Annotated in this window: 12 protein-coding genes; 7 read left to right on the plus strand and 5 right to left on the minus strand. The window is 65.8% G+C overall.

Annotated elements, in window-relative coordinates:
• The first annotated feature begins 35 nt into the window (after nt 1-35).
• Nucleotides 36-2,501, plus strand: a complete 2,466-nt coding sequence (locus QMX96_RS05595) for an EAL domain-containing protein (RefSeq protein WP_058540378.1) — start codon at nt 36-38, stop codon at nt 2,499-2,501.
• A 41-nt stretch (nt 2,502-2,542) separates the two neighbouring features.
• On the opposite strand, the gene QMX96_RS05600 is transcribed toward QMX96_RS05595, so the two are convergent.
• Nucleotides 2,543-4,027, minus strand: a complete 1,485-nt coding sequence (locus QMX96_RS05600; RefSeq protein ID WP_054914280.1) for a PLP-dependent aminotransferase family protein — start codon at nt 4,025-4,027, stop codon at nt 2,543-2,545.
• Between the two features lie 161 nt (nt 4,028-4,188).
• Between QMX96_RS05600 and QMX96_RS05605 the strand changes: the two genes are divergently transcribed.
• On the plus strand, nt 4,189-5,253 hold the full coding sequence (locus QMX96_RS05605) for a phosphotransferase (RefSeq protein WP_116053598.1): 1,065 nt from the start codon (nt 4,189-4,191) through the stop codon (nt 5,251-5,253).
• Nucleotides 5,254-6,573, plus strand: coding sequence for an aspartate aminotransferase family protein (locus QMX96_RS05610; protein WP_282361331.1), 1,320 nt, complete (start codon nt 5,254-5,256; stop codon nt 6,571-6,573). It abuts the gene before it with no gap.
• 96 nt (nt 6,574-6,669) lie between these two features.
• On the opposite strand, the gene QMX96_RS05615 is transcribed toward QMX96_RS05610, so the two are convergent.
• Both QMX96_RS05615 and QMX96_RS05620 read right to left on the minus strand, forming a co-directional pair.
• Nucleotides 6,670-7,704 (minus strand): ABC transporter substrate-binding protein, encoded by a 1,035-nt coding sequence (locus QMX96_RS05615; protein WP_058540381.1) that lies wholly within the window; start codon nt 7,702-7,704, stop codon nt 6,670-6,672.
• Between the two features lie 70 nt (nt 7,705-7,774).
• Nucleotides 7,775-8,548 carry a class II aldolase/adducin family protein gene (locus QMX96_RS05620; RefSeq protein WP_043861694.1) on the minus strand — a complete coding sequence of 258 codons (774 nt, stop codon included), beginning with the start codon at nt 8,546-8,548 and terminating at the stop codon, nt 7,775-7,777.
• A gap of 171 nt (nt 8,549-8,719) precedes the next feature.
• Here QMX96_RS05620 and QMX96_RS05625 point away from each other — a divergent pair, with 171 nt between their 5' ends.
• Complete coding sequence (locus QMX96_RS05625; RefSeq protein ID WP_043861693.1) at nt 8,720-10,120, plus strand: PLP-dependent aminotransferase family protein; 1,401 nt, start codon at nt 8,720-8,722, stop codon at nt 10,118-10,120.
• Between the two features lie 183 nt (nt 10,121-10,303).
• A complete protein-coding gene (locus tag QMX96_RS05630; RefSeq protein ID WP_043861692.1) occupies nt 10,304-11,356 on the plus strand; it encodes an NAD(P)-dependent alcohol dehydrogenase in 1,053 nt (350 codons plus the stop codon).
• Nucleotides 11,357-11,365: 9 nt separating this feature from the next.
• Here the strand turns inward: QMX96_RS05630 and QMX96_RS05635 are convergent, their stop codons facing one another.
• Both QMX96_RS05635 and QMX96_RS05640 read right to left on the minus strand, forming a co-directional pair.
• Nucleotides 11,366-13,249, minus strand: coding sequence for a methyl-accepting chemotaxis protein (locus QMX96_RS05635; RefSeq protein ID WP_282361332.1), 1,884 nt, complete (start codon nt 13,247-13,249; stop codon nt 11,366-11,368).
• Nucleotides 13,250-13,471: 222 nt separating this feature from the next.
• Entirely contained in the window at nt 13,472-14,887 is a 1,416-nt protein-coding gene (locus QMX96_RS05640) for an amino acid permease (protein WP_043861690.1), read from the minus strand.
• 360 nt (nt 14,888-15,247) lie between these two features.
• On the opposite strand from QMX96_RS05640, the gene QMX96_RS05645 reads away from it, so the two are divergent.
• Both QMX96_RS05645 and QMX96_RS05650 read left to right on the plus strand, forming a co-directional pair.
• A complete protein-coding gene (locus tag QMX96_RS05645) occupies nt 15,248-16,660 on the plus strand; it encodes a PLP-dependent aminotransferase family protein (RefSeq protein ID WP_043861689.1) in 1,413 nt (470 codons plus the stop codon).
• An 81-nt stretch (nt 16,661-16,741) separates the two neighbouring features.
• Nucleotides 16,742-17,377, plus strand: a complete 636-nt coding sequence (locus QMX96_RS05650; RefSeq protein WP_058540384.1) for a LysE family translocator — start codon at nt 16,742-16,744, stop codon at nt 17,375-17,377.
• Nucleotides 17,378-17,461 lie beyond the last annotated feature (84 nt).

Consider the following 17,461-nt stretch of genomic DNA (forward strand, 5'->3'; position numbering starts at 1 on the left):
GCTGGCTTCATCCCCACGCGATCCGAGATGCCGACATGATTGAAAACTCCGATGTAATGTATCGCCTGCTGGTACAGAGCGTGATCGATTACGCGATCTACATGCTGACCCCGGAGGGTGTGGTCAGCAACTGGAACGCCGGGGCGCAGCGGGCCAAGGGGTATACCGGCGAAGAGATCATCGGCGAGCATTTCTCGGTGTTCTACAGCGCCGAGGAGCGCGCCACGCAGTTGCCGCAGAAAAACCTGCAGACCGCCCGCGACCAGGGCCGCTTCGAGGCCGAGGGCTGGCGCCTGCGCAAGGACGGCAGTGCGTTCTGGGCGCACGTGGTGATCGACGCGGTGCATGACGACGACGGCCACCTGGTCGGCTTTGCCAAGGTTACCCGCGACTGCACCGAACAGCGCCGCGCCCTGCTCGAACAACGTGAACAGGAGCGTCACTTCCGCCTGCTGGTACAAGGCGTGAACGACTACGCCATCTACATGCTCGACCCGCTGGGCCATGTGATCAACTGGAACGCCGGCGCCGAGCGGGCCAAGGGCTACACCCACGACGAGATCGTCGGCCAGCATTTCTCGGTGTTCTACACCCCGGCGGACCGCGCCGCCGGCCTGCCCGCCCAGTGCCTGGACGCCGCACGCCAGACCGGCCGCTTCGAGGCCCAGGGCCTGCGCCAGCGCAAGGACGGCTCGCACTTCTGGACCAACGTGGTGATCGAAGCCATCCACGACGACGATGGCCAGCTGCTGGGGTTTGCCAAGATCACCCGCGACATCACCGAGCGCCGCCAGTACGAACTCGACCTGCTGGCAGCCAAGGAGCTGGCCGAGGCGCAGAGCGAGAAAATGGCCGCGCTGTCGCAGTTTCTCGACTCGGTGATCAGCAACATCCCGTCCAGCGTGATGGTGCTGGACGTGGCCTCGCGCCAGATCCTGCTGGCAAACCCGCAGGCCGAGAAGCTGTTCTCCAGCCAGCAGTGCGCCCTGGTCGGCAGTACCCCGCAGCAGAGCCTGGTGCCGGTGATGGCTGGCTACCTCGAACACCTCACCGAACATTGCCTGAACCATAACGGCCTGCACCTGACCGAAGACCACCTCGACACCCCGCTGGGCCGACGCACCCTGCGCTCACGCACCCTGCTCAGCCGCAACCCGCAGGTGGGTGCGGGCCACTATGTGCTGCAGATCGCCGACGACGTCACCGACGAGATCGCCGCGCACGCGCAGATTCACCACATGGCGCACCACGACGAACTCACCGGCCTGCCCAACCGCACGCTGTTCCACAACTGCCTGGAAGAGGCGCTGGCCGACGGGCAGGCGCGCCAGCACATGACTGCGGCGCTGTGTCTGGACCTGGACAATTTCAAGAACATCAACGATGCCCTGGGGCATGCCTTCGGCGACCGCCTGCTGCGCGCCCTGGGCCAGCGCCTGCGCAGCGTGCTGCGCGACCAGGACACCCTGGCGCGCCTGGGCGGTGACGAGTTCGCCGTGGTGCTGCCGCACCTGGCGCGCCTCGAGGATGCCCAGCGCACCGCCACGCGCCTGATCGAGGCAGTGGCGCCGGCGTTCCTGATCGACGGCCACAGTTTCTCGGTGGGCCTGAGCGTGGGTATCGCCATCGCGCCGGTCGACCACCACAAGGCCGACCAGTTGCTGCGCTACGCCGACATGGCCCTGTACGAGGCCAAGCGCAACGGGCGCAACCGCTACGAGCTGTTCCACCCCGAGCTCGACGAAGCCGCGCGGCGCCGCCGCATCATGGAAACCGACCTGCGCACCGCGCTGCACCTGGGCCAGCTGCACATGCACTACCAGCCGATCATCGGCAACGACGGGCAGATCACCGGCTACGAGGCGCTGATGCGCTGGCAGCACCCGGTCAAGGGGCAGGTCATGCCGATGGACTTCATCCCGATTGCCGAAGAGACCGGGCTGATCCACGAGGTGGGTACGCGGGCGCTGAACCTGGCCTGCCAGGAGGCCGCCAGCTGGGCCACCGAGCAATCGGTGGCGGTCAACCTGTCGCCGGTGCAGTTCAAGAACAGCGACCTGGTGGAAGTGGTGCAGCTTGCGCTGACCGACGCCAGGCTCGACCCGTCGCGCCTGGAACTGGAGATCACCGAATCGGTGCTGCTGGAGAACAGCGACGGCAACCTGCGTACCCTGCAGGCGCTCAAGGACATGGGCGTGCGCATTGCCTTGGACGACTTCGGTACCGGCTACTCCTCGCTGGGCTACCTGCGTTCGTTCCCGTTCGACCGGATCAAGATCGACAAGTCGTTCGTGCACGACATGGGCGAAAGCCGCGAGGCGATGTCGATCATCCGCGCCATTACCGGCATGAGCAGCAGCCTGCTGATCAACACCACCGCCGAGGGGGTGGAGACCGAGGCGCAGTTCAAGCAGTTGCAGGCAGAAGGCTGCTCGCATTTTCAGGGGTATCTGTTCGGGCATCCGCAGCCGGCTGACAAGCGCCAGAAGGGAGGCCGGTAGAGCAGCGAGCGCGCAGGCCGTTTCGCCGGCAAGGCCGGCTCCTACACGACAGGTGCGGGAGCCGGCCCTGCCGCCACCTGATCGTACAGCCGCCGCAGCCGCTGCACTGCCGCCTCGATCTCGCCCACCTTGACCCCGCCGTACCCCAGCACCAGCAGGTTGTCGTCATCGGCGTCGGGCTCCACGCTGTAGCCGCCGCGCAGCACCAGCCCATGTGCCGGGGCCTGCGCCAGCATCTTGCGCGCCGTGCCCGGGGCACCGATGCGTACCGCCAGGTGCAACCCCGCCTGCCCCGCCGAGTACCCGATCAGCGCCCCGAACGCCTCGTCCAGGCACTGCTGCAGGCAACTGCGGCGCTGGGCGTACTCGGCGCGCATCTTGCGGATGTGCCGGGCGAAATGCCCTTCCTGGATGAAGTCGGCCATCGCCGCCTGAATCGACAGGTACCCTGGCCGGTACAGCTGGATCAGGCCCTTGCCGAAGGCCTCGGCCAGCCCCTCGGGCACCACCAGGTAACTCAGGCGCAGCCCCGGGAACATCACCTTGCTGAAGGTGCCCAGGTAGATCACCCGGTCTTCGCCACCGAGCCCCTGCAGCGACGGCATCGGCTCGATGTCGTACCGGAACTCGCTGTCGTAGTCATCCTCCACCACCCACAGGTTGTTGGCCTGGGCATACGCCAGCCAGTCACGCCGGCGCTGCAGCGACATGATGTTGCCGGTGGGGTACTGGTGCGACGGCGTGACGAACGCCAGCCGCGGCGCAGCAGCCGGCACTGCCGAGGGCAGGCAGGCGCCCTGCGCATCGATCGCCAGCGGCGCGCAGTGCAGCCCCGCCGCCGAAAACACCACCGGCGCACCCCAATGGCAGGGGCTCTCGACCCACACGGTGTCCCCTGGGTCGCCCAGCAGCTTGGCCACCAGGTCCAGCGACTGGTGGGTGCCCTGGGTCACGATCACCTGCGCCGGGCTGCAACGGACCGCGCGGGCTGCATACAGGTAGGCACTGAGCGCCTCGCACAGCGGGCGGTAGCCGCCCTGATCCACGTAGCCGGCCAGGTGCGCCTGGCGCTTGCTCAGGTAGCGGTTGTGCAGGCGCTTCCAGATATGAAACGGAAACAGGTCGGCGTCCGATACGCCGCCCACGAAGGCGCCCTCGGCCCGCGCCACCGCGCCGAAACGCGCGTTGATCGCCTTGCCCCGGGCCGACAGCGGCGCCTGGTCGGGCGTATCGGGGGCCGGCACGCCGGTTTTCACCTGGGGCAAGGTGTCGGCCACGAAGGTGCCGCTGCCGGGCCGGGCGTACAGGTAGCCTTCATCGAGCAGACGGTCGTAGGCCAGCGACACGGTCAGGCGCGAGACCAGCAACTGCTCGGCCAGCGCCCGGGTGGAGGGCAACTTGTGGTTGACCGGCAGGCGCCGCTGCAGGATCGCCGCCTGGATCGCCTGGTACAACTGGCGCTGCAGGGTCACGCCGCCGTCGCGGTCCAGCGTGCCGACCAGCAGGTCGTGGAGAAGCGATGCCATCGGGTGCCTCACTGCAGGGGCGGAATCGGAACCGCGAGCATACAAGTGGCCTTAACAACTGATCAACTCTGGATATAACCGATATAGCCAAACAGGCCTATGTTCGAACCAGTGCTGGCCTTACACCCCAGCTTTCCCGGCAATCGACAGAGTGATGTTCAGTGACCCTTCACACACCCCCTGCCTTCGACGCATTGCTGGTCGCAGCTCCGCCCAAGGTTTCGGCCGAACAGGCGCAGGCCGTGGCAGCGCAGTACTTCGGCCTGCACGGCGCATGCCGCCTGCTCACCGGCGAGCGTGACCTCAACTTCCAGATCACCTGCGCCGACGGCGCCCAGTACCTGCTCAAGGTCTCCAACGCGGCCGAAGACCCGCAGGTGGCCGACTTCCAGAACCAGGCGCTGCTGCACATCCAGCACTGCGACCCGACCCTGGCGGTGCAGCGCATCTACCCCAACACCAGCGGCAGCTACCAGATCCCGCTGATGTTCGATGGCCAGCCGCTGCTGGTGCGGCTGTTCTCGTTCGTCGACGGGATCTGCCTGCACCGCGTCGAACACCCCGACGTGGCGCTGCGCAGCAGCCTGGGCGAGCACCTGGCCCGCCTGGGGCTGGCCCTGCGCGGCTTCTTCCACCCCGGCGCCGGGCACGAGCTGCTGTGGGACCTCAAGCACGCCTCGCGGCTGAGCGACAAGATCGGCCTGATCCAGGACCGTGAAGAGCGCCAGCTGGCCCAGCACTTCCTGGACAACTTCGAGCGCCACGCACAACCGCACCTCAAGGGCCTGCGCGCCCAGGTGATCCACAACGACCTGAACCCGCACAACGTGATCGTCGATGCCAGCCAGCCGCACCCGGTGCGCAACATCCTCGATTTCGGCGACATGGTGCATGCCCCGCTGGTCAACGACCTGGCCGTGGGCGCCGCCTATCAACTGGGCAGCCAGGGCGACCCGCTGGAACACGCTGCACCGTTCATCCGCGCCTACCACCGCATCGCGCCGCTGGAGCCGCTGGAACAGGAACTGCTGGTGGACCTGATCGCCACCCGCCTGGTGCTGACCGTGACCATCACCAACTGGCGCGCTGCGCTGTACCCGGAAAACCGCACCTACATCCTGCGCAACGCGCCGTCTGCCTGGCGTGGCCTGAAGGCCCTGGCTGACGTGCCGCGCGAGGTCGCGCAGCAACAGATTCGTCGTATCTGCTCCGAGGAGACGCTGTAAATGACCATGATCAATGGCTTCACCGCCGAAGATGCCGCACGCCTTAGCGAAACCGAACGTGCCCTGATCGAGCGCCGTGCGCGCGTGCTGGGCCCGGCCTACCGCCTGTTCTACGAACACCCGCTGCACCTGGTCAAGGGTGAAGGCGTGTGGCTGTACGACGCCGACGGCAAGCGTTACCTGGATGCCTACAACAACGTGGCCTCCATCGGCCACTGCCACCCCAAGGTGGTCGAGGCGCTGTACGAGCAGGCCAAGGTGCTCAACACCCACACCCGCTACCTGCATGAAGGCATCCTCGACTATGCCGAGAAACTGCTGGCCACCTTCCCGGCCGAGCTGGACCAGGTGATGTTCACCTGCACCGGCAGCGAGGCCAACGACCTGGCCCTGCGCATCGCCCGTCAGTACACCGGCGGTACCGGCCTGATCGTGACCCAGCTGGCCTACCACGGCGTGACCGACCAGATCGCCGCCGCCTCGCCTTCGCTGGGTGCGGGCGTGCCGGTGGGTGACTTCGTGCGTACCGTGCGGGCTCCTGACGCCTACCGCCTGGGCGCCGAGAACGTGGCACAGATCTTCGCCGACGACGTGCGCGCCGCCATCGCCGACCTGCGCCGCTGCGGGATCAAGCCGGCAGCACTGCTGCTCGACGGCATCTTCGCCAGCGATGGCGTGCTGTCCGACCCGGCCGGCTTCCTGCAACAGGCGGTGGCCGTGGCCCGCGAAGAGGGCCTGCTGTACATCGCCGACGAGGTGCAATCGGGCTTTGGCCGTACCGGCTCGCACATGTGGGGCTACCAGCGCCATGGCGTGCAGCCCGACATCGTCACCATGGGCAAACCCATGGGCAACGGCCAGCCGATTGCCGGGGCGGTGTTCCGCGGCGAGGTGCTCGATGCGTTCGGTCGCACCGCCCGCTACTTCAACACCTTCGGCGGCAACCCGGTGTCATGTGCAGCAGCCAACGCGGTGCTCGACGTGATCCAGGGCGAAGGCCTGATGGCCAACTGCGCGGCGGTGGGCGAATACTTCAAGGCGGGTCTGCAAGGGCTTGCCGAGCGCTACCCGCTGATTGGCGACGTGCGCGGGGCCGGGCTGTTCGTGGGGGTCGAGCTGGTAACCGATCGTGCCAGCAAGGCGCCGGCCACCGAGGCAACGGCACGGGTGGTGAACGGCATGCGTGAACGTGGCGTGCTGATCAGTTCGGCGGGGCCGGCGGCCAACATCCTGAAGATCAGGCCGCAGCTGATCTTCCAGCGCGAGCATGCTGATCTGTTCGTGCAGACGCTGGAGGCGGTGCTGAAGTCGCTGAACTGACAGCAAGAGGCATTGACGGTTGTGGCCCTTTCGCCAGCAAGGCTGGCTCCTACAACGATTGGTGCAGGAGCCAGCCTTGCTGGCGAAGGGGTTCACTTACTTGGTCTTGGCAACCCAGGCATTGAAGCGCTGCTCGAGGTCTTCGCCGTTGTTGACCCAGAACTCGCTGTCCATCGGAATGGCCTGCGCCAGGTTGTCCGGCGCGGTGTTCAACTGCGCCGCCAGTGCAGGGTCAAGCAGCCCGGCGGTATGCAGGTTGGTCGACCCATAGCCCAGCTTGGTGGTGTGGATCTTCTGGTTTTCCGGGCGCAGCGAAAACGCGATGAAGTCCTCGGCCAGGGCCTTGTTCTTGCTGCCCTTGGGGATCGCCCACGAGTCGATGGCGTAGATGCTGCCATTCCATACCGTGTGCACATTGGCGCCGGCCGCCTGTGCGGCGAACACCCGGCCGTTGAACGCGGTGCTCATCACCACGTCGCCGCTGGCCAGGAACTGCATCGGCTGCGCACCGGCCTCCCACCACTGGATGTCGGGCTTGATCTGGTCCAGCTTGCGGAATGCACGCTCCACCCCTTCCGGCGTCGACAACACCTTGTACACGTCGGCATACGGCACGCCATCGGCCATCAGTGCCGCTTCCAGGGTGTACTTGGCGCCCTTGCGCAGGCTGCGCTTGCCCGGAAACTTCTTGGTGTCCCAGAAATCGCTCCAGCCGGTAGGCGCCTGCTTGAGCTTGTCGCCGTTGTAGGCCAGCGCCATCGACCATACCAGCAGGCCGCCGCCGCAGTCCGACAGGGTGCCGGGCACGAAATCCGCTTCCTTGCCGATACGGTTGAGGTCCAGGTGTTCGAACAGGCCCTCCTCGCAGCCACGGATCAGTTCGGCGCTCTCGACCTGCACCACGTCCCAGTTCACGCTGTTGGTGTCGACCATGACCTTGATCCGGCCCATTTCGCCGTTGTATTCACCCGCTACCACCTTGCTGTGGCTGGCGGCGGCAAAGGGGGCGTAGAAGGCCTCGGTCTGTACATCCTTGCTGGCACCGCCAAACGAAATCACGGTGATTTCGGCAGCAAGGGCGTTGGCGGCAAAAGCACTGAGCAACACGGCGGCAATGGTGGTTTTTTTCATGTCTACCTCTGTAATTTATTGGTTTTGGCAGAGTTGATACACGCTGGGCGTCCTTTCGGGTGGTCGCACTTCAGCTTCGGTAATCCACCTGATCACCACTGATCAGGCGCAAGGCGGCGGTCCAGGCCAACAGGTGAAGTTGCTGATCGAATTCGGCGTCGGACTGCTGCGCGGTCAGTTCGCAGACCGCTTCGTCCGGCAGGCGCAGCGGCGGGTTGCCCGCCAGTGCCTGTACCTGCGCCTGGCAGGCGCGCTCCAGGAAGTAGATCTGGTTGAAGGCTTCGGCAATGCAGCGCCCGGCGGCCAGCAGGCCATGGTTGCGCAGGATCATCGCCATGTGCGGGCCCAGGTCCCTGACCAGGCGCTCGCCTTCGGCCGGGTTCAGCGCAATGCCCTCGTAGTCGTGGTAACCCAGGCGGCGATAGAACTTCAGCGCATGCTGGGTGATCGGCAGCAGCCCCTGCTCCTGGGCCGACACGGCCATGCCGGCAGCGGTATGGGTGTGCACCACACAGGCCAGGTCCGGACGTGCGGCGTGGATCGCCGAATGGATGTTGAAGCCGGCACGGTTGACGCTGCCGGCGTCATAGCCAGGGTCGATGGTGTTGCCGTGGTGGTCGATCTTGATCAGGTCCGAGGCGCGCATTTCGTGAAACAGCACGCCGTAGCGGTTGATCAGGAAATGCCCCGGCTCGCCGGGGACACGGGCCGAGATGTGCGTGTCGATCAGATCGGTCATGCGAAAGTGGGCCAGCAGCCGGTACAGCGCTGCCAGGTCGCAACGGGTCTGCCACTCTTCGGGCGAAACCTGCTGCGCGTCGATCCGTGGGGTGTTGGGGTGCATCGCGCCTCCTTGTTCATGGTATGTTTCGGGCACTTGGCCCGCCGGCATGCAGGGATGTTGCAGCAGCCCCCGGCGGCCCACCATGCACAGAACGCGCTGGTTGTGCCGGCCCTGTTATGGTGTTTTCACCAGTACACCCACCGCCACACCCTCGCCTGACGGATGTTTTCTATGATGTTGTTGGATGCCAGCTCGTCGCAGTCGCTGGTCAACCAGATCGTTGCGGGCATCACCCTCGCGATCAACGAACAGCGCTTGCGCCCGGGCACCAAGCTGCCCTCCATCCGCAAGTTCGCGCAAACCCACAAGGTCAGCCATTTCACCGCCGTCGAGGCCTATGACCGGCTGGTGGCCCTGGGTTACCTGACGGCGGTGCGCAATGCCGGCTTCTATGTACGCAGCGCCCCCGACACCCCCGCCCCGCCGCCGATGCCCAGTGCCAGCGACGATGCCTTCGACTTCGACGCCTACCTGCTGCTGCAGAAGGTGTTCCAGCCGCTGGGCATGGACCTGCGCCCGGGCATCGGCCTGCTGCCCGAGCCCTGGAGCGACGATGACGGGGTGCAACGCAGCCTGCGCGCCCTGAGCCGTCGCGACCCGAGCGAGTTCACCGGCTACGGCCATGCCAAGGGGTGCGCCAACCTGCGCGCCCGGCTGGTGGAGAAACTGCTCGATACCCGGGTCAACGCCCACCCCGAGCAGATTCTGCTGACCAGCGGCGCCAGCCATGCGCTGGACCTGCTGGTGCGCTACCTGGTGCACCGCGGCGACAGCGTGCTGGTGGACGAACCGGGCTACCACAACCTGTTCCTCAACCTGCGCCTGCAGGGGGCCCGTCTGCTGGGGGTGCCACGCACCCGCGACGGCATCGACCTGGACGTGCTCGAGGCGCAGATCCGCGAACACCGGCCCAAGGTGTTCTTCACCAACACGCGCCTGCAATGCCCCACCGGCACCAGCCTGACACTGGCGGTGGCCCACCGTCTGCTGCAACTGGCGGAAAAGTACGACTTCCTGATCGTGGAGAACGACATCTACGCCGACCTCGACCCGTCCGACCAGCAGGCGCTGGCAGGCATGGACCAGCTGGCGCGGGTGATCTACGTGGCCAGCTTCTCCAAGAGCATCGCGCCGTCGCTGCGGGTGGGGTTCGTTGCCGCGCACCGCGACCTGATCGACGAACTGGTGCCACTGAAGATGGCCAGCGGCCTGACCACCTCGGCAATTGCCGAGGAACTGGCACTGGAGGTGCTGCTGCAGGGGCGCCACCGCAAGCACGTCAAGCAGTTGCAGGCCAACCTGGCCCTGGCCCATGAACAGGTGGCGCGCAAGCTCGAGGCGGTGGGCATGGAGATCTTCGTCAAGCCCCATGCGGGGTTGTTCCTGTGGGCCCGTCACCCCCAGGTCGAAGACGCCACGGCACTGGCCATGGACGCGCGCGAACACAAGATTCTGCTCGCGCCCGGGCAACTGTTCATGCCCGATGCACGGGTGGTGCCGTGGCTGCGCTTCAATGTGGCGCACGCGCAGGATGAGCGGATCTACCGGCTGTTGGAGCAGGCCGCGCACTGACCGGATTCGACTCGCCTCTTCGCCAGTAGGCGCTGGCCTTGCCGGCGAAGCGGCCCGCCCGGGCGACACCCCCGCAGGTCCGGAGAATCAGGCATGACACGCAGAGGAATGCCGGTGGGCACGCCCGGTGCCCGCGCGGACAATGCGCCGCCTCTACCGTCATTGCTTTTGCGAGGTTCCCCCATGTACACCGCCATCGGCTACGCCGCCCAGTCGGCCACCACGCCCCTCGCCCCCATGACCTTCCAGCGCCGCAGCCCACGCCCCGACGACGTGGCCATCGAGATTCTCTACTGCGGCGTGTGCCACTCCGATATCCACCAGGCCCGCAACGAATGGGGCATCGCCGTTTACCCGCTGATGCCCGGCCACGAAATCGTGGGCAAGGTCACTGCTGTGGGCGCCAGCGTCAGCCGCTATCAGGTGGGTGACCTGGTGGGTGTGGGCTGCATGGTCGACTCCTGCCGCCACTGCCAGGCCTGCGCCGCCAACCTGGAACAGTACTGCCTCGAAGGCCCGACCATGACCTACGCCACCCCCGACCGGGTCGACGGCAGCAACACCATGGGCGGCTATTCCAGCAGTATCGTGGTCGACCAGCATTTCGTGGTGCGCATCCCGGCCGGCATGGACCTGGCCAGCGCCGCGCCGATCCTCTGCGCCGGCATCACCACCTATTCGCCGCTCAAGCACCACGGGGTCAAGGCCGGGCACAAGGTCGGCATCCTCGGCATGGGCGGCCTGGGTCACATGGGCATCAAGCTGGCCAAGGCCATGGGCGCCGAAGTCACCCTGTTCACCCGTTCGGCCAGCAAGGCCGAGGAAGCCCGCCGCCAGGGCGCCGACCATGTGGTGGTGTCCACCGATGCCGCGCAGATGGCCGCCGTGGCCGGGCACTTCGACTTTCTGCTCGACACCATCCCGGTGCAGCACGACCTCAACCCCTACCTGGAAACCCTGAAGTTCGACGGCGTGCACATCCTGGTGGGCCTGATCGAACCGGTGGAGCCGCCCCTGCACGCCGCCAACCTGGTGCTCAAGCGCCGCGTACTGGCCGGCTCGCTGATCGGCGGCATCGCCGAAACCCAGGAGGTGCTGGACTTCTGCGCCGAGCACGGCATTTGCTGCGACATCGAGATGCTCGACATCCAGCACATCAACGAGGCCTACAGCCGCATGATCGCCGGCGACGTGAAGTACCGCTTCGTGATCGACATGGCCTCGCTCAAGGCCTGAGCCCCCGCCTCACAGGTTGAAGCGCCCCAGCAGGTGGTGCTGTTGCCCCACCTGCTCCACCATCACCGCACACTGGCGCACCTGCACCTGGGTGCCTGCGGCCACTTCATGACTGATGTCGCGAATGGTCGTGGTGTTGCGGTTGATCTCTTCGCTGGTGGCGCTCTGCTGCTCGGCCGCGGTGGCGATCTGGGTGTTCATGTCGTTGATGCGGGTGATCGCCTGGCGAATGCGCACGAGCCTGTCGTTGGCCGCGCCCGCCTCCTCGGCGGTCTTGCCGGCGCTGTCGCGGTTGTGCTGCATGCGCGACTCGGCGTGGCGCACCCCGGCCTGCAGCTGGTCGATCATCTGGCGGATCTCCTGGGTCGACTGCTGGGTGCGCGAGGCCAGCGTGCGCACCTCGTCGGCCACCACCGCGAAACCTCGCCCCGTCTCGCCGGCACGTGCAGCCTCGATGGCGGCATTGAGCGCCAGCAGGTTGGTCTGCTCGGCAATGCTGGTAATCACCGCCAGGATCGACTCGATGTTGTCGCTGAGGCGCGACAGGTCATTGATTGCATGGCCGGTGTCGTCCATTTCGCTGGCCAGTTGCCGGATCGCCGCGGTCGAGCGTCGCACCACGTCCTCGCCGCCGTGTGCTTCCTCGTCGGCAATCACTGCGGCCTGGGCCGCTGCCTGGGCGTTGCGCGCGACGTCTTCGGCGGTGGAGGCCATCTCCTGCATGGCCGTGGCCAGTTGGTCCAGCTCCTGCAACTGGCGCTGCAGGCGTTCATCGGTCCGGGTGGCTTCGGCCGACGTCAGGTGGGTGCTCTCGCGCACCTGGTTGGAGGTGCTCATCACCTGATGGATCAGGTTCTGCAGGTTGCCCAGAAAGCCGTTGAACTCGCGCGACACCAGCGCCACCTCGTCATTGCCGCCGTCGGGCAGGCGCCGCGTCAAGTCGCCGTCGCCCTGGTTGACCTCATGGAACGAGCGGTGCAGCAGGTCCAGCGGCTTGAGCAGGCGCCCGAGCAGCAGGCCCAGCACCACGAGGCTCACCAGCACGCCGAGCAGCGTGGCCAGCACTGCACGCCAGGTCAGGCTGTCGGCCTCGGCCATCACGATGCGCTGGTCGAGCACCACGCCGATCAACCAGTCCATGCCCTCCAGGTAGGTCAGCGGGGTGAAGGACACCAGTGAATCGTGATCGCCGGTTCTAACCGTCTGCAGCTGGCTGTCCAGCGCCGGGTGCTGGCCATCGAACAGGCTGCTGTAGGGCTTGCCGTTGTACTGGCTGTCGGGGTGGGAAATGATCGTGCCGTTGCGGCTGAGCAGAAAGGCATGGCCGGCGCCGTTGAAGTCCAGGGTATTGATGGCATCGGCCACGCTCTTGAGGCGGATATCGCCGCCCAGCACGCCGGCGAAGGTAGCGCCATCGTGGAGGCGCGTGACCGCCGAAATCAGCGTTTCGCCAGTGGCCGAGTCGATGTAGGGCTCGGTGAGCACCGCCTTGTCGGCGCCCTTGGCGACGGCATACCAGGGCCGTGTGCGCCCGTCCCAGCTCGCATCGGGGCGCCAGCTGGGCGTGTTGGTGAGGGGTTTGCCGTCGCGTTGCAAGGCGCCGAATATCAGGATGAACTCGTCCTTGAGCATCGGGCTGTCGATGATGCGCTGGGTGTTTTCAGGGCTGTAGCGGCTGTCGATGACCTGCGCCACCAGGCCCATGAGCTTGAGCTTGGCGTTCAGCCAGTTCTCTATCTGCCGGGCCAGGGCACCGCTGGACTCGGCGATGCCGGCAGACACTTGCTTGTGCAGGGCGTCGCGCACCTGGCTGACCTGCGTGACCGACAGCAATCCGGTGGTAATGAACAGCAATGTGGCGGCCGCCAGGCCAGCCTTGTGAACGATCTTCATGCCTGCACTCCGTGCCGAATCGAGCAAACGGGCATGCTAGGCAGGCGTACTGGCACACTGCAATCAACGTTGCGATGATTGCCCGGTGCCGTAATGGGGATTGTTTACCGGCATCACAGCCACTGCTTGTAGGACGAACCCGGCGGGCGGCATCCGCGCCGCGGGCAGGCAAAAAAAAACCAGGGCCGTTTGCGGCCCTGGTCTTTTTCGTCATGGTGCCTGTCAGCCCTTGAGCTGCCTGGCCGCACGCACGTGCATGAACACGCCCATCAGTGCCACGATGGCCGCGGCCGCACCGGTGGAGAACACCAGTACCTGGTAGTCCGGCACAAAGGCCATGGTCACCAGGCACCCGATGATGAACACGATCACCAGGTAGGTCAGCCACGGGAACAGCCACATCTTCAGGCGGATTTCCTTGCCCTCGGCTTCCAGCTTGCGACGCATCTTCAGTTGCGAGAACGCGATCACCAGGTACACCAGCAAGGCGATCATGCCGGTGGTGTTCATCAGCACGTCCAGCACGTCTTTCGGGCGCAGGGTGTCGCTGAAGTTGATCAGGGCGACGAACACCGCCACCGAGCACGAACCGATGATGGCGAACACCGGCACACCGGTACCGGCGCGGGTGATCTTGAAGAACGACGGTGCATCACCGCGGGTCGACAGCGAGAACAGCATGCGCGAGGCGGTGTAGTGCGCCGAGATCAGGCAGCTGCTCACCGAGGTCAGCACCACGAAGTTCATCACGAACTCAGCGCCCGGAATGCCCAGCAGCTCCAGGGTACGACGGTACGAACCGTAGCCCGACTGGCCCATCAGCGGGTCGTTCCACGGCACCAGGGCCACGATCAGGAAGATCGAACCCACATAGAACAGGCACACACGCCACACCACCGAGTTGGTGGCCTTGACGATCTGCTCGGACGGGTTCTTCGACTCGGCGGCCGCGATGGTCACGATTTCAGCGCCCAGGAAGGCGAACATCACCCCCAGCATGGCCACCACCACTGCCTCCACCCCATTGGGCATGAAGCCCTGGGCCGTAAGGTTGCTGATGCCGTGGACCTCACCGGTGGGCCACAGGTTGGCCACGGCCAGCCCGCACACCACAAGGAAGCATATGATCGCCACCACCTTTATCAGCGCGAACCAGAATTCGAACTCCCCGTAGTGCTTGACGTTGAAGAAATTGACGCTGATCAGCACCAGGGTAGTGGCCAGCACGAACACGTTGACGCTGATGGAGGGGAACCAGCCGTGCAGGATCTTGCCCGCCACATAGGCTTCCCAGGCCATCAGGATGACCCAGAACCACCAGTACAACCAGCCGATGGTGAAGCCTGCCCAGCGCCCGATGGCGCGCTCGGCGTAGGTGGAGAACGAGCCGGTGTCTGGCGAGGAGGTGGCCATTTCACCCAGCATGCGCATGATCAGCACCACCAGGATGCCGCCGGCCAGGTACGCCAGGATGGCGGCCGGCCCGGCGCTGTGGATCACACTCCCCGAGCCCACGAACAGCGCACCGCCGATCACCCCGGCGATGGACATCATGGTCAGGTGGCGCGATTTGAGCGAAGCGCTAAGCTTGCTCTCGGGCTCCACCTTGGAGGATGTGGAAGTCGATGTAGCGTCCATCAGTTGTCTACCCCTTGTTTTTCTTTTTCCAGCGAACACGCAAGACCGGCGAATGCCGGGCTTCATTGCTCGTCAGTGTCTGATTGTGTACGGGATGGATCGCAAACCCGGCGGGCATCCATGGCCTTGAAGGTCGGCAATCGTGCTGTGCACGCCCGGGGGCTTGCCCCTGGCGGTAGTGATCGGGCCTCTCAACATGCTTTAGCTGGCGAATACAGACCCCTAATGTAAAAATGTACGACACAGAGAGCCATGCACAGCGCCGTGAAATATGCACTGCACTGTACAGGCCGCCAATGCAGTACACCCCCGTTCCCTGCAGGCGCCAGGCGTTACGCACCCTGAAGGCACAGCCCCAACATGCTTGAATTACGACCCGACTCCGCCCCCCCGCTCGTCAACCAGATCATCAACGGGTTGCGTGAGTTGATCGAGAACCAGACCCTCAAACCCGGTGCCAAGGTACCGTCTATCCGCGCCTTCGCCGCCACCTACTCGGTCAGCACCTTCACCGTGGTCGAAGCCTATGATCGGCTGGTGGCCCAGGGCCTGCTGGTCAGCCGCGGCAATGCCGGCTTCTTCGTCAACCGCTCGGTCAACGAGCGCATCGAAAGCCAGGCCAGCGACGCCGAGCCGGGCAAGCCGGAGTTCAACTCCGAGTGGTACCTGCAGAACATCTTCGAAAGCCGCCAACTGGCCTTCAAGCCCGGCTGTGGCTGGCTGCCCAACGAGTGGATGTTCGAGGACGGCCTGCGCCGCGGGCTGCGCCAGGTGGCCGGCAGCGTGATGGAACTGAGCGGTTACGGCGACCCCATGGGCCTGCTCGAGCTGCGCACCCTCACCGCGCAAAACCTGGAACAGGATCAGCGCATCGTGGCCAACCCCAACCAGCTGATGCTCACACACGGCGCCAGCCAGGCGCTGGACCTGGCGGTGCGCACCCTGGTGCGCCCGGGCGACGTGGTGCTGGTGGACGACCCGGGCTACCCCAACCTGATGAGCATCCTGCGCTTTCAGGGCGCCACCCTGATCGGCGTGCCGCGCACCCCGGCCGGGTATGACCTGGAGCATCTCGAGCGGCTGCTGGCCCACCACCGGCCCACGGTGTTCTTCACCCAGCCGCACCTGCACAGCCCCACCTGCTCGCGCACCCCGCTGGCGCAACTGCACCGCCTGCTGCAACTGTCGGCGCAACACGGCTTTCGCCTGGTGGAGAACAACCTGTACGCCGACATGGTGGCCGAACCGCAACCGTGCCTGAGCAGCCTGGACCACCTGCAGCAGGTGGTGTACGTGGGCAGCTATTCCAAGAGCATCTCGCCGAACGTGCGGGTGGGCTACATGCTGGCCAACCCCGAACTGATCCAGAAGCTGCTGCAACTGAAGATGCGCTCGGGCCTGACCACCTCACAGGTGATGGAGCGCGTGGTGTATGCGGCCATCACCGACGGGCGCTGGCGCAAGCACCTCAAGCGCCTGCGCCAGCGCCTGGCCGAGGCGCAGCAGGAGGTCAGCCGGCGCCTGAACCGCCTGGGCTTCGAGATTTTCGTCGAGTCCGACGAGGGCATGTACCTGTGGACCCGCCACCCGCAGATCGCCAACAGCGCAGCGCTGGTGGACGACGCCCTGGAGCGCGGCATCATGATCGGCCCCGGCCAGTTGTTCATGGTCGACGCCCAGGCCACCGGCTGGATGCGCTTCAACGTGGCGTTCAGCACCGACCCGGCCTTGTGGCAGCAACTGGAAAAGCTGTTCGCCCGTCACGCCGCCTGAACCTGCGCAATTTTGTTCAATACGCCGCCCCCGGCCCCGCCACACACTTCCTGGACCCACATCCATAGAAGTGAAGGTTACATGGAGCAGTTCCTGATCATTGCAGCAGCGCACTTTCTGGCGCTGCTGTCACCCGGGCCGGATTTCTTCCTGGTGGCACGCACCTCCCTGGCCACCAACTGGCGCGTGGCCAGCGGAGCCTGCCTGGGCATCGCACTGGCCAACGGGGTGTTCATCGTCGCCGCCTTTACCGGCGTGTCGGTGCTGCAGCCGCACAGCACGCTGTTCATCGTGCTGCAACTGGCCGGTTGCGCCTACCTGCTGTACCTGGGCTGGCTGTTCATCCGCCATGCCGGTGCCAGCACGCTGGAGGTTGCCCCGCAGGGGTCGCCGGCACCGTCGCCCGCGGCCACCACCTGGCTGGGCGCCGCCGGCATGGGGGTGGTGTCCGGCATCCTCAACCCCAAGAACGCGCTGTTCTACGCCAGCCTGGCGGCCATGCTGAGCGGGCCGCAGGCAAGCCCTGGCTGGAAGCTGGCCTACGGCCTGTGGATGTTCGGCGTGGTGCTGGCGTGGGACCTGCTGGTGGCGGTGGTGATCGGCAACCGCCACGTGCGCCGCCGCTTCGCCCGTGCCCTGCCGTGGCTGGAGCGGGCCACGGGGGCGATGCTGGTGCTGCTGGCGCTGGGCGTGATCGCGGTAATGGCGCTGGGCTAGCACCGGGGCGTGGGGTAGGCTATGAGGCTTCATTTACCTGTTTTCAGGGATACCTATTGGCCGCTGCATGGGGCACAGTCGCCC

It is taken from the genome of Pseudomonas sp. PS01300, assembly GCF_029960155.1.
Taxonomy (GTDB): Bacteria; Pseudomonadota; Gammaproteobacteria; order Pseudomonadales; family Pseudomonadaceae; genus Aquipseudomonas; species Aquipseudomonas palmensis.

Bases quoted from the DNA above. Each gene is read 5' to 3' on its own strand.
- QMX96_RS05595 (WP_058540378.1), top strand. From the start codon at position 36: ATGATTGAAAACTCCGATGTAATGTATCGCCTGCTGGTACAGAGCGTG.
- QMX96_RS05600 (WP_054914280.1), bottom strand. From the start codon at position 4,027: ATGGCATCGCTTCTCCACGACCTGCTGGTCGGCACGCTGGACCGCGAC.
- QMX96_RS05610 (WP_282361331.1), top strand. From the start codon at position 5,254: ATGACCATGATCAATGGCTTCACCGCCGAAGATGCCGCACGCCTTAGC.
- QMX96_RS05615 (WP_058540381.1), bottom strand. From the start codon at position 7,704: ATGAAAAAAACCACCATTGCCGCCGTGTTGCTCAGTGCTTTTGCCGCC.
- QMX96_RS05620 (WP_043861694.1), bottom strand. From the start codon at position 8,548: ATGCACCCCAACACCCCACGGATCGACGCGCAGCAGGTTTCGCCCGAA.
- QMX96_RS05625 (WP_043861693.1), top strand. From the start codon at position 8,720: ATGATGTTGTTGGATGCCAGCTCGTCGCAGTCGCTGGTCAACCAGATC.
- QMX96_RS05630 (WP_043861692.1), top strand. From the start codon at position 10,304: ATGTACACCGCCATCGGCTACGCCGCCCAGTCGGCCACCACGCCCCTC.
- QMX96_RS05635 (WP_282361332.1), bottom strand. From the start codon at position 13,249: ATGAAGATCGTTCACAAGGCTGGCCTGGCGGCCGCCACATTGCTGTTC.
- QMX96_RS05640 (WP_043861690.1), bottom strand. From the start codon at position 14,887: ATGGACGCTACATCGACTTCCACATCCTCCAAGGTGGAGCCCGAGAGC.
- QMX96_RS05645 (WP_043861689.1), top strand. From the start codon at position 15,248: ATGCTTGAATTACGACCCGACTCCGCCCCCCCGCTCGTCAACCAGATC.
- QMX96_RS05650 (WP_058540384.1), top strand. From the start codon at position 16,742: ATGGAGCAGTTCCTGATCATTGCAGCAGCGCACTTTCTGGCGCTGCTG.